Origin of the sequence: Piscinibacter sp. (assembly GCF_050175855.1) — a bacterium.
In the GTDB taxonomy this organism is placed as follows: domain Bacteria; phylum Pseudomonadota; class Gammaproteobacteria; order Burkholderiales; family Burkholderiaceae_C; genus Piscinibacter.
This window is the reverse complement of sequence record NZ_JBFXIO010000105.1, coordinates 1-12,629: the sequence shown is the minus strand read 5'-3', so window position 1 is coordinate 12,629 and position 12,629 is coordinate 1. Positions and strand designations below refer to the sequence as shown.

Sequence of the window (12,629 nt, the reverse complement as noted above, 5' to 3'; positions counted from 1 at the left end):
GTGATGTTCTGCCTGATGGACGTGTCCGGCTCGATGGACGAGGCCCGCAAGGACCTGGCCAAGCGCTTCTTCATCCTGCTGTACCTGTTCCTGACGCGGCACTACGAGAAGATCGACATCGTCTTCATCCGCCACCACACGCAGGCGCAGGAGGTCGACGAGCACAACTTCTTCCACGCCACCGAGACCGGCGGCACCGTGGTCTCCAGCGCGCTGGTGCTGATGGAGGAGATCGCGCGGGCCCGCTACCCGACCAGCGAGTGGAACATCTACGGCGCACAGGCCAGCGACGGCGACAACTGGCACCACGACAGCGGCCGCTGCCGCGAGCTGCTGGCCGACAAGATCCTGCCGCTGTGCCGCTACTTCGCCTACGTGCAGGTGGCCGAGGAAGAGCAGAACCTGTGGGACGAGTACGCCGCGCTGGCGGCCGAGTCCAAGGCCTTCGCGATCCGCAAGGTGACCGAGGCGAACCAGATCTACCCGGTGTTCCGCGACCTGTTCAAGAAGGAAGGGGCGCCTGCATGACGCGCAAGGGCAAGTTCGTTCCCGACGGCACGGCAGACCTCTTCGAACCCGACCTGGCCGCTGCGCTCAAGGGCCGCACGCGGCGCGCCGCAGACATCGTCACGCCGCCGAAAGCGAGCGAGCCGCTGCCGGCGCCGAGCGACTGGTCGTTCGAGCTGATCGAGCAGTACCACGCGGTGATCCGCGAGACCGCCGGGCGCTTCGGCCTGGACACCTACCCCAACCAGCTCGAGATCATCACCGCCGAGCAGATGATGGACGCCTACGCCAGCGTGGGCATGCCGGTGAACTACCGCCACTGGAGCTACGGCAAGGAATTCATCGCCACCGAGAAGAACTACCGGCGCGGCCACATGGGCCTGGCCTACGAGATCGTCATCAACAGCAACCCCTGCATCAGCTACCTGATGGAGGAGAACACGATGGCGATGCAGGCGCTGGTGATCGCGCACGCGGCGTACGGCCACAACAGCTTCTTCAAGGGCAACTACCTGTTCCGCATGTGGACCGACGCGTCGTCGATCATCGACTACCTCGTCTACGCGAAGAACTACGTCGCCGCCTGCGAGGAGCGCCACGGGCTCGATGCCGTGGAAGAGCTGCTCGACAGCTGCCACGCGCTGATGAACCACGGCGTCGACCGCTACCGCCGCCCGAGCAAGCTCAGCCTCGCGCAGGAACAGGCGCGGCAGAAGGACCGCGAGGCCTACGCGCAGCAGCAGATCAACGACCTGTGGCGCACGCTGCCGCGCAGGGCCGAAAAGGCCGCCGGCGAGAGGGAGGCGCGCCGCTTCCCCGAGGAGCCGCAGGAGAACCTGCTGTACTTCATCGAGAAGAACGCGCCGCTGCTCGAGCCGTGGCAGCGCGAGATCGTGCGCATCGTGCGCAAGGTGGCGCAGTACTTCTACCCGCAGCGCCAGACGCAGGTGATGAACGAGGGCTGGGCCACCTTCTGGCACCACAAGCTGCTCAACACCATGTACGACGACGGCCACATGACCGACGGCATGATGATCGAGTGGCTGAAGTCGCACACCAACGTGGTCTACCAGCCGCCGGTGGGGCACAAGCACTACAGCGGCATCAACCCGTATGCGCTGGGCTTCGCGATGTACACCGACATCAAGCGCATCTGCGAAGAGCCGACCGACGAGGACCGCGCCTGGTTCCCGGCGATCGCCGGCAGCGACTGGCTCGAGACGCTCGACCATGCGATGCGCAACTTCAAGGACGAGAGCTTCGTCGGCCAGTACCTCAGCCCCAAGCTGATGCGCGACTTCCGCCTGTTCGCCATCGTCGACGACGAGCGCGAGAGCGAGATCGAGGTCTCGGCCATCCACGACGAGAGCGGCTACCGCGCGGTGCGCGAGGCGCTGGCCCACCAGTACGACCTGGGCAGCCGCGAGCCGAACATCCAGGTGTGGAGCGTGAACCTGCGCGGCGACCGCTCACTGACGCTGCGCCACACGCAGCACAACGATCGCCCGCTGCACGACACCGCGCAGGAAGTGCTCAAGCACGTGGCCCGTCTCTGGGGCTTCGGCGTTCACCTCGACAGCGTGAACAGCCAGGGCACGGTGACCAAGCACTGGAGCGTGCCGGCACCGGCCAACCACTCGGCCTGATCAGAGGGAAAAGATCTTTCCCGGGTTCAGGATGTTCTTCGGGTCGAGCGCGCGCTTGAGCGTGCGCATGAGCTCCACGCTGCCCGCGCCCGCCTCGTCGATCAGGAAGCCCTGCTTGTGCAGGCCGATGCCGTGTTCGCCGGTGCAGGTGCCTTCCATCGCCAGCGCGCGGTGCACCAGCTGCTCGTTCAGGCGCTCGGCGGTCTCGCGCTCTTGCGGCTTGGCCGGGTCGATCAGGTAGGCGATGTGGAAGTTGCCGTCGCCCACGTGGCCGACGATGTAGTACTGCAGGCCCTCGGCTTCGGCATCGGCCACCGCCTGGCTGATGCACTCGGTCAACCGCGAGATCGGCACGCAGGTGTCGGTGGTGACGGTGCGGCAGCCGGGCTTCATCTGCAGGCCGGCGAAGTAGGCGCGGTGGCGTGCCGTCCACAGCCTGGTGCGCTCTTCCGGCGTGGTGGCCCACTGGAAGTCCTCGCCGCCGTGTTCGCGCGCGATCTGCTGCGCCATCTCGGCCTGCTCCTTCACGCCCGCCTCGCTGCCGTGGAACTCCATCAGCAGCATCGGCCCTTCGCGCAGGCTGAGCTTGTCGTGGCGGTTCACCGCGCGCACCGCGTTCACGTCGAGCAGCTCGCAGCGGGCGATAGGCAGGCCGAGCTGGATCATCTGTATCGTGGTGTTCACCGCCGACTCGATGCGGTCGAACACCACCACGGCCGCCGAGATGGCCTCGGGAATCGGATAGAGCTTGAGCGTGATCTCGGTCATCACGCCGAGCGTGCCTTCGCTGCCGACCATCAGCCGCGTGAGGTCGTAGCCGGCGCTGCTCTTCTTGGCGCGCGTGCCGGTGCGGATCACCTCGCCGCTGGCCGTCACCACCGTGAGGCCGAGCACGTTCTCGCGCATCGTGCCGTAGCGCACCGCGTTCGTGCCGCTGGCGCGCGTGGCGGCCATGCCGCCGAGCGAGGCGTTGGCACCGGGGTCGATGGGAAAGAACAGGCCGGTGTCGCGGATCTCCCGGTTGAGCTGCTCGCGCGTGACGCCGGGCTCCACCGTGGCGGTCAGGTCTTCCGGGTTGACGCGCAGCACGCGGTTCATGCGCGACAGGTCGATGCTGATGCCTCCCTGCACAGCGAGCAGGTGGCCTTCGAGCGACGAGCCGACGCCGAAGGGAATGATCGGCACCGCGTGGCGATCGGCAAGCGCCACCACGGCAGCGACCTCTTCGGTGCTCTCGCAGAACACCACCGCGTCGGGCGGGCGCACGTCGAACGGCGATTCGTCGCGGCCGTGCTGCTCGCGCACCGCCAGCGCCGTGCTGCATCGCTCTCCGAAGCGCGCCTTGAGGCCATCGATCATCGCCGCAGGCACCTCGCGGGGCTCGACGCGGAAAGGCAGTTCGGTGGGTGCGTTCATGACCGGATTCTAGGCAGCGGGGTAGGATTCCGCCCATGGGACAACGACTGACGCAGATCGCCACCCGCACCGGCGACGACGGCACCACCGGGCTGGGCGACGGCACGCGCGTGGCCAAAGACCATCTTCGCGTGCAGGCCATGGGCGATGTCGACGAGCTCAACTCGAACATCGGCGTGCTGCTGGCCGAGCCGCTGCCCGACGACGTGCGCGAGCTGCTGGTGGTGATCCAGCACGAGCTGTTCAATCTCGGCGGCGAGCTGTCGATCCCGGGCTTCGAGCTGCTCAAGGCCGAGGCGGTGCTGCGCCTAGACGAGGCGCTCGCCCACTACAACGCCACCCTGCCCAAGCTGCAGGAGTTCATCCTGCCGGCGGGCTCGCGCAGCGCGGCGATCGCGCATGTGTGCCGCACGGTGGCGCGGCGCGCCGAGCGTGCGGTGGCGGCGCTGAACCACGTGGAACCGCTGCGCCCGGCGCCGCGGCAGTACCTGAACCGCCTGTCCGACCTGCTGTTCGTGCTGGCCCGGGTGCTGAACCGCGCCAACCTCGACGGCCGCGGCGGCGACGACGTCTACTGGAAGAGCGAGAAGCTGGCGCGCGAGGGATGACGGCCCCCGGCCGACGGGTACGTCGGCCGCCCCCCGAGGGGGCGCGGGCGTTCCCGCCCGCGCGCCGAGCTTGGCGATCAGCCCATCTTGTAGCCCGCCGCGAACTCGGCCAACGTCAGCGCGCCGTCCTTGTCCTTGTCGAGCGTGGCGAACTGGGCCGAGATCTCCGGCATCTTGGCCGCCTCGTCCTTGCTCACCTTGCCGTCGGCGTTGGCGTCGGCCTTGGCGAAGGCCGCCTCGATGGCCATGCGGGCCTTGGCATCGGGCGCTGGCGCCGCGGCGGTCTGGGCCAGCGTCGCGGCAGCGAAGCCGGTGCAGGCGGTGGCCAGGGTGAAGCGGATGAGCGATGAACGCAGGGTCATGATGGACCTCCTGGTGGGTTGAGAGAGCCTTCATTGCAGCCCGCCAGGCCCGCCGAGGCGAGCACTCTTGCCGCACCTTGCCCGGGTTACGGCTTCACCCAGCTTGCTTTCCTGCGGTTGCAAGCGCTTGCTCACTGCGTGACCGCAGATGTCGGCGCCAGGCCTTCTCGGCCTCGGCGGCAAGGTAGACGACCGCCGCTGCGCCGAAGCAGATCGCCAGTTCGGCGGCGTCGAGCGCCTCCGTCTTGAAGATCGGCTGCAGCCAGGGCACGTAGATCGTCGCCAGCTGCAGCACCAGTGTCAGCAGCACGGCGCCGAGCAGCGGCGCGTTCGAGGCCAGGCCCTGCCGCCACAGCGGCTCGCTTTCCGAGCGGATCGCCAGCACGTGCGCCATCTGCGCGAAGGTGAGCACGGTGAACACCATGGTCTGCCAGTGCGCGTGGCCGGTGGCCAGCGCCCAGGCCTGCACGGCCAGGCACAGCCCGCCGATCAGCAGGCCGATGAACAGCACGTGCTGCCACAGCCCGTCGGCGAACAGGCTTTCGCCCGGCGGGCGCGGCGGGCGGCGCATCACGCCGGGCTCGGCCGGCTCGGCGGCCAGCGCCAGGCCGGGCAGGCCGTCGGTGACCAGGTTCACCCACAGGATGTGGATCGGCAGCAGCGGGATCGGCAGGCCCAGCATCGGCGCGAGGAACAGCGTCCAGATCTCGCCGGAGTTGCCGGTCATCGCGTAGCGCACGAACTTGCGCACGTTGTCGTAGATGCGTCGGCCTTCGCGCACGGCCGCCACGATGGTGGCGAAGTTGTCGTCGAGCAGCACCAGGCTCGAGGCCTCGCGGGCCACATCGGTGCCGCCGCGGCCCATGGCCACGCCGATGTCGGCGCGCTGCAGCGCCGGCGCGTCGTTGACGCCGTCGCCGGTCATCGCGACGAAGCGGCCGAGCGACTGCAGCGCCTCGACGATGCGGATCTTCTGCGCCGGATCGACGCGCGCATAGACGCGCACGTCGGCACAGCGCGCGCGCAGCGTGGCGTCGTCCATCGCCGAGAGCATCGTGCCGGTGAGCACGGGCGCATCGGGGGCGGCCACGAGGCCCAGGCGCAGCGCAATGGCACGCGCGGTGGCCGGATGGTCGCCGGTGATCATCACCGGCGTGATGCCGGCGGCCAGGCAGTCGCGCACCGCGGCTTCGGCCTCGGGCCGGGGCGGGTCGATCAGCGCGACCAGGCCGATCAGCGCGAGATCGCGCTCGATCGTCTCGGCACCGGCGGCGAGATCGGCCGAAGGCAGCTCTCGCCGCGCGAAGGCCAGCACGCGCAGGCCCTGCGCGGCCAGCACGTCGGCCTGGTGCATGGCGGCGTCGAGATCCAGCGGCCCGTTGCCCGTGGCCTGCCAGCGCGCCGTGCAGCGCGGCAGCAGGGACTCCGGCGCGCCCTTGGCGTACAGCACGAAGCGATCGCCCGCACGGTGCAGCGTGCTCATGCGCTTGCGCTCGGCATCGAAGGGCAGTTCGGCCACGCGCGGCCGATCGAGTTCGAGCGCCGTCCCGTGCTGGCCGCCGGACGCTGCACGCTCGGCCAGGGCGGTCTCGGTGGGGTCGCCTTGCCAGGCGCCGTCAACGGCACGGACCGCGTCGTTGCACAGCGCGGCGGCGCGCAGCGCCTCGGGCAGCGCCTCCCCCTGCGCCACCACCTGCTCGACGTGCATCCGGTTGAGCGTCAGCGTGCCGGTCTTGTCGGTGCAGATGGTGCTCACCGAGCCCAGCGTCTCCACCGAGGGCAGGCGGCGCACCAGCGCGTTGTGCGCCACCATGCGCTTGGCGCCGAGGGCGAGCAGCACCGTCACCACGGCCGGCAGCGACTCGGGAATCGCCGCCACCGCCAGGCTCACCGCGGTGAGCACCATCAGCACCGGCGATTCGCCGCGCAATACGCCGATCACGAAGATCAGCGCGCAGATCGCCAGCACCACCAGCGCCAGCCGCTTGCCGAAGGCCGCCAGGCGCAGCTGCAGCGGCGTCTGCAGGGGGCCGGCGCGGTCGAGCAGGCCGGCCACCTTGCCCAGCTCGGTGGCCATGCCGGTGGCCACCACCAGGCCGGTGCCGCGGCCATGCGCCGCCGTCGTGCCCTTGAAGGCCATGTTGAGGCGGTCGCCCAGCGAGGCCGCCGCCTCGTGCAGCGTGCGCACGTGCTTGTCGACCGCCACCGACTCGCCGGTGAGCGCCGATTCGTCGACGCGCAGCTGCGCGATCTCGATCAGCCGCAGGTCGGCCGGCACCTGGTTGCCGGCCTCCAGCAGCACGATGTCGCCGGGCACCAGCCGGCTGGCTGGCAGCTCGACGCGCTGCCCGCCGCGCAGCACCGTCGCGCGCGCCGCGGCGAGCTGCTGCAACGCGGCCAGCGCGCGGTCGGCGCGCCAGGCCTGCACGAAGCCGATCAGCGCGTTGAGCAGCACGATCACCACGATCGCCAGCGTGTCGACCAGATCGCCGATGAGACCCGACACCACGGCCGCGGCCAGCAGCACGACGATCATGAAGTCCTTGAACTGGTCGGCCAGCAGCGCGGCCGGCGTGCGGCGCGAACCGCCGGCGATCTCGTTCGGGCCGTGCCGCACGGCGCGCAGCGCGGCCTCGGCCTCGTCGAGCCCCAGGGTTGGATCGACGCCGTGCTCGCGGGCCAGCTCATGGGCGTCGCGCAGGTGCCAGTGGGTCTGCATGGCTGCCATTGTCGGCAGGCTGCGCCGGAGGGCGGGGCAAAGCTGCGCGGCGATTGACTGGCATCAAGCGTGCGGGGACGATCCGTCACACTGCCGCGCCATCATCGGGGCACCATGAGCATCCGCCATCTCGACCATCTGTTCGACCCGGCCTCGGTCGCAGTGATCGGCGCCTCGCAGCGCCCCGCCAGCGTCGGTGCGACCGTGTGGCGCAACCTCGACGGCGGCAGCTTCCAGGGCCGCCGCTACGCGGTGAACCCGAAGCACGCGAGCTTCGATGGCGTGCCGGTCTACCCGAACGTGGCCGCCCTGCCCGAGGTGCCCGAGCTGGCGGTGATCTGCACGCCGCCACCTGCCGTGCCGGGGCTGATCGCCGAACTGGGCGCTGCCGGCACGCGCGCCGCCGTGGTGCTCACCGCCGGGCTCGACAAGGCGCAGCGCCAGGCCATGCTCGACGCCGCGAAGCCGCACGTGCTGCGCATCCTCGGGCCCAACTGCATCGGCATGCTGGTGCCGCACCTCGGGCTGAACGCGAGCTTCGCGCACGTGGATGCGCTGCCCGGCGAGCTCGCCTTCGTCACCCAGTCCGGCGCGCTGATGACGGCGATGCTCGACTGGGCACGCTCGCGGCGCATCGGCTTCAGCCACCTCGTCTCGCTCGGCGAGCACGCCGACGTCGACTTCGGCGACATGCTCGACTTCCTCGGCAGCGACCCGAAGACGCGCGCCATCCTGCTCTACATCGAGTCGATCGAGGCGCCGCGCAAGTTCATGTCGGCGGCGCGCGCGGCGGCGCGCAACAAGCCGGTGATCGTGGTGAAGTCGGGCCGCTCGACGCAAGGGCAACGAGCCGCCGCCTCGCACACCGGGGCGCTGGCCGGATCGGACATCGTCTACGACGCCGCCATCGCGCGTGCCGGCATGCTGCGCGTGGACACGATGCAGCAGCTGTTCCTCGCCGCCGAGACGCTCGCGCGCTTCCGCGCCAACCGCGGCGAGAAGCTGGTCATCCTCACCAACGGCGGCGGCGCCGGCGTGATGGCGGCCGACTGCGCCGCGCATTCCGGCGTGGAACTGGCCGAACTGGGTGCCGAGACGCTCGCGCGGCTGGATGCCCAGATGCCGGCCAACTGGTCGCGTGGCAACCCGGTGGACATCATCGGCGACGCACCGGCGCCGCGCTACGTGCAGGCACTGGAGGCGATCAATGCCGATCCCGAGGCCGGCGCGGTGCTGTTCATCCATGCGCCCACCGCCATCGTGCCCAGTGCCGAGATCGCCCGCGCGCTGGTGCCGCTGGCCGGCCAGAGCCCGCCGCGCGTGCTCGGCTGCTGGCTGGGCGGTGCCTCGGTCGACGAGGCGCGTGCGATCTTCCGCGAGGCCGGCATCGCCGGCTTCGAGACGCCGGAGGAAGCGGTGCGCGCCTTCGCGATGCTGGTCACCTACCGGCGCAACCAGGCGCAGCTGATCGAAGCGGCGCCGGCGCGCCCGGCCGATGCCCACGAGCCCGACCTGAAGGCGGTGCGTTCACTCGTGCAGCAGGTGCTCGGCAGCGGGCGCGACTTGCTCGACGAGGTCGAGGCCAAGGCGGTGCTCGCGGCCTACGGCATTCCGGTGGTGGCGACCACGCGGGTCGAGGCCGACCCCGAGGCCGCGGCCGAGGCGGCCGTCGCGATCGGCTTCCCGGTGGTGATCAAGATCCTCAGCCCGGACATCTCGCACAAGTCCGACGTCGGCGGTGTGGTGCTCGGCCTGGAGGGCGCGGCGCAGGTGCGCGCGGTGGCGGCCGACATGCTCGAGCGCGTGCGCATCCAGCGGCCGGCGGCGCGCATCGCCGGCTTCACCGTGCAGGCGATGGTGCCGCGCCGGTCGGGCGCGCAGGAGCTGATCGTCGGGGCGAGCATCGACCGTGTGTTCGGCCCGGTCATCCTGTTCGGCCAGGGCGGCACCGCGGTGGAGGTGCTGGCCGACCGCGCCGTGGCGCTGCCGCCGCTGAACGAGCCGCTGGCCCGCGCGCTGGTGGCGCGCACGCGGGTGGCGAAGCTGCTGCGCGGCTTCCGCGACACCCCGCCGGCCGACGAGGCGGCGGTGCACCGCGTGCTGGTGGCGGTGTCGCAGCTGCTGGCCGACATCCCGCAGATCGCCGAGCTCGACATCAACCCGCTGATCGTCGATGCGAAGGGCGCGGTGGCGCTCGATGCGCGCATCCGCGTCAGCATGGCCGCACTCGGCGGCGCACTCAACTTCGCGATCCGCCCCTACCCGGCGCAGCTCGCGCACACGCAGGACTGGCGCGGCCGGCGCCTGACCGTGCGGCCGATCCGCCCGGAGGACGAGGCGCAGCACCTCGAGTTCCTGCAGCACCTCGACCCGGAGGACGTGCGGCTGCGCGTCTTCTACAGCCGGCGCAGCATCGAGCGCACCGAGCTCGCGCGCCTCACGCAGATCGACTACGCGCGCGAGATGGCCTTCATCGCCACCGCGCCCGACGAAGGCGGCACCGAGCGCACGCTCGGGGTGGTGCGTGCGATCGCCGACCCCGACAACGTCGAGGCCGAGTTCGGCATCATCGTGCGCAGCGAGATGAAGGGCGAAGGCCTGGGCGAGCTGCTGATGACGCAGATCATCGAGTACCTGCGCCAGCACGGCACGAAGCGGCTGGTGGCCACCGTGCTGTCGGAGAACAGCCGCATGCTCCAGCTCGCGCGCGAGCTCGGCTTCCGCGAGGCGCCGCACCGGCACGAGCCGGGCACGCGCTGGATCGAGCTGGACCTGAACCCCTAGCCTGGCTCAGCCTCGGCGCTGCTTCACCGCGTTGCCGAGGATCTCGAGCACCTGAAGCGAATCGTCCCAGCCGATGCAGGCGTCGGTGATGCTGCGGCCGTACTCGAGCTTGGCCGGATCGTCCTTGCCCGGGCTGAACTTCTGCGCGCCGGCGTTCAGATGGCTCTCCACCATCACGCCGAAGATGCAGCGGTTGCCGGCCTTCATCTGCTGTGCGATGTCGCGCGCCACGTCGACCTGCTTCTCGTGCTGCTTGCTGCTGTTGGCGTGGCTGCAGTCGACCATCAGCGTGCAGTCGAGCTTGGCGGCCTCGATCTCCTTGCAGGCGGCGGCGACGCTGGCGGCGTCGTAGTTCGGCGCCTTGCCGCCGCGAAGGATCACGTGGCAGTCCTTGTTGCCCTTGGTCTCGACGATGGCGACCTGGCCGTTCTTGTGCACCGACAGGAAGTGGTGCGGCCGGCTCGCGGCCTGGATGGCGTCGATGGCGATCTTCAGGTTGCCGTCGGTGCCGTTCTTGAAGCCGATCGGAGCCGACAGGCCCGAGGCCAGCTCGCGGTGCACCTGGCTTTCGGTGGTGCGCGCGCCGATCGCTCCCCAGGAGATCAGGTCGCCGATGTACTGCGGCGAGATCACGTCGAGGAACTCGCTGCCCGCCGGCACGCCGAGGCGGTTGATCTCCACCAGCAGCTGTCGCGCGATGCGCAGGCCCTCGTCGATGCGGTAGCTCTCGTCGAGGTAGGGGTCGTTGATCAGGCCCTTCCAGCCCACCGTGGTGCGCGGCTTCTCGAAATACACGCGCATCACGATCTCGAGCCGGTCGGCGTACTTGTCGCGCTGCGCCTTCAGCCGGCGCGCGTACTCCAGCGCGGCGGCCGGGTCGTGGATCGAGCACGGGCCCATGATGACCAGCAGCCGGTCGTCCTTGCCCTGCATGATCTGGCGGATCGCGCTGCGGGTGTTGCCGATCAGCTTCTCGATGGCGGTACCGGCGATCGGGAAGAAGCGGATCAGGTGCTCGGGCGGCGGCAAGGGCGTCACGTCCTTGATGCGTTGGTCGTCGGTCTGGCTGGTGCGCTCGGAGTGGGCATACCAACCCTCGGCGGCGGACTTGGCGGACATGGCGGTGGGCTCCTCGGGTGTGTCGTTGATCGGAGCGCAGGGCGAAAAAAAACCGCCGGGCTTTCGGCCCGGCGGTTTGCTGGATTCGCTGCGCTGTCTTCGCTTAAGCGCTGGCCTCTCCATCCGCCGGGCGGTGCGAGAACCAAAAGTACGCAAAGAAGAAGTTGCGCGAGGACATGGCCGGCAATGTACCACGCGAGTGCTGCAGTGCGTCAAGCCGCTGTGGCGCCGCGGTCACGCCGTGCCTCCGACGGTCAAGCGATCGATGCGCAGCGTCGGCTGGCCCACGCCCACCGGCACGCTCTGGCCATCCTTGCCGCACACGCCGACGCCGGCGTCCAGCGCCATGTCGTTGCCGATGGCGCTCACGCGGGTCAGCGCGTCGGGGCCGTTGCCGATGATCGTGGCGCCTTTGACCGGGTACTGGATCTTGCCGTTCTCGACCCAGTACGCCTCGCTCGCGGAGAACACGAACTTGCCACTGGTGATATCGACCTGGCCGCCGCCGAAGTTGGTGGCGTACAGCCCGCGCTTGAGGCCGGCGACGATCTCCTCGGCCGTCTTGTCGCCGCCGAGCATGTAGGTGTTGGTCATGCGCGGCATCGGCACGGCCGCGTAGCTCTCGCGCCGGCCGTTGCCGGTGGGCTTCACCTTCATCAGCCGCGCGTTCATCGCATCCTGGATGTAGCCCTTGAGGATGCCGTCCTCGATCAGCACGTTGCGCTGCGAGGCATGGCCCTCGTCGTCGATGTTCAGCGAACCGCGCCGGTCGGGCAGCGTGCCGTCGTCGAGCACCGTCACGCCCCTGGCGGCCACGCGCTGCCCGATGCGGCCGGAGAAGGCGCTGGAGCCCTTGCGGTTGAAGTCGCCCTCCAGGCCATGGCCCACTGCCTCGTGCAGCAGCACGCCGGGCCAGCCCGGGCCGAGAACCACGCTCATCTCGCCGGCCTTGGCCGGGCGCGATTCGAGGTTGGTCAGCGCGGCCTGCACCGCGCGCTCGACGTAGCCCTCGATCACGCTGTCGTGGAAGTAGCCGAAGCCGAAGCGCCCGCCGCCGCCGGAACTGCCCACCTCGCGGCGCACCTGGCCGTCGACGGTCTGCTCGGCGATCACCGTGACGGACAGGCGCACCAGCGGCCGCACGTCGGCGGCCAGCGTGCCGTCGGCGCGCGCCACCAGCACCACGTCGTACTCGCCGGCCAGGCCGGCCATCACCTGCACGATGCGCGGGTCCTTGGCGCGGGCGAGCTTTTCCACGCGCTCGAGCAGCGCCACCTTCTGCGTGCTGTCGAGCGTGGCGATCGGGTCCATCGGCGCGTAGAGGATGCGGCTGGGCGCGATCTTCTGCGGCGCGTCCACCTTCACGCGCCGGCTCTGCCCGGCGGCGGCGATGGTGCGCACGGTGGCCGCGGCGTCGAGCAGCGCGGCCTCGGAGATGTCGTCGGAGTAGGCGAAGGCCGTCTTCTCG

Annotated in this window: 9 protein-coding genes; 4 read left to right on the top strand and 5 right to left on the bottom strand. The window is 70.2% G+C overall.

Features of this window, described 5'->3' with window-relative positions:
* On the top strand, positions 1 to 528 hold a 528-nt coding region (locus AB7U92_RS10320), incomplete at its 5' end, for a DUF444 family protein (protein ID WP_428576105.1).
* Positions 525 to 2,153, top strand: coding sequence for a SpoVR family protein (locus AB7U92_RS10315; RefSeq protein ID WP_428576104.1), 1,629 nt, complete (start codon positions 525 to 527; stop codon positions 2,151 to 2,153). The genes AB7U92_RS10320 and AB7U92_RS10315, both read left to right, overlap by 4 nt.
* On the opposite strand, the gene AB7U92_RS10310 is transcribed toward AB7U92_RS10315, so the two are convergent.
* Positions 2,154 to 3,569 (bottom strand): FAD-binding oxidoreductase, encoded by a 1,416-nt coding sequence (locus tag AB7U92_RS10310; protein ID WP_428576103.1) that lies wholly within the window; start codon positions 3,567 to 3,569, stop codon positions 2,154 to 2,156.
* Between the two features lie 35 nt (positions 3,570 to 3,604).
* On the opposite strand from AB7U92_RS10310, the gene AB7U92_RS10305 reads away from it, so the two are divergent.
* Positions 3,605 to 4,177: a cob(I)yrinic acid a,c-diamide adenosyltransferase gene (locus tag AB7U92_RS10305; protein ID WP_428576102.1), complete on the top strand. Its 573-nt coding sequence runs from the start codon at positions 3,605 to 3,607 to the stop codon at positions 4,175 to 4,177.
* Between the two features lie 77 nt (positions 4,178 to 4,254).
* On the opposite strand, the gene AB7U92_RS10300 is transcribed toward AB7U92_RS10305, so the two are convergent.
* On the bottom strand, positions 4,255 to 4,539 hold the full coding sequence (locus tag AB7U92_RS10300; protein WP_428576101.1) for a hypothetical protein: 285 nt from the start codon (positions 4,537 to 4,539) through the stop codon (positions 4,255 to 4,257).
* 94 nt (positions 4,540 to 4,633) lie between these two features.
* On the bottom strand, positions 4,634 to 7,258 hold the full coding sequence (locus AB7U92_RS10295; protein ID WP_428576100.1) for a cation-translocating P-type ATPase: 2,625 nt from the start codon (positions 7,256 to 7,258) through the stop codon (positions 4,634 to 4,636).
* A 114-nt stretch (positions 7,259 to 7,372) separates the two neighbouring features.
* Here AB7U92_RS10295 and AB7U92_RS10290 point away from each other — a divergent pair, with 114 nt between their 5' ends.
* On the top strand, positions 7,373 to 10,042 hold the full coding sequence (locus tag AB7U92_RS10290; protein ID WP_428576099.1) for a GNAT family N-acetyltransferase: 2,670 nt from the start codon (positions 7,373 to 7,375) through the stop codon (positions 10,040 to 10,042).
* 6 nt (positions 10,043 to 10,048) lie between these two features.
* Here AB7U92_RS10290 and AB7U92_RS10285 read toward each other — a convergent pair whose 3' ends face one another.
* Entirely contained in the window at positions 10,049 to 11,161 is a 1,113-nt protein-coding gene (locus tag AB7U92_RS10285) for a 3-deoxy-7-phosphoheptulonate synthase (protein WP_428576098.1), read from the bottom strand.
* A 234-nt stretch (positions 11,162 to 11,395) separates the two neighbouring features.
* A partial coding sequence (gene tldD, locus AB7U92_RS10280; protein WP_428576097.1) for a metalloprotease TldD occupies positions 11,396 to 12,629 on the bottom strand: 1,234 nt, incomplete at its 5' end.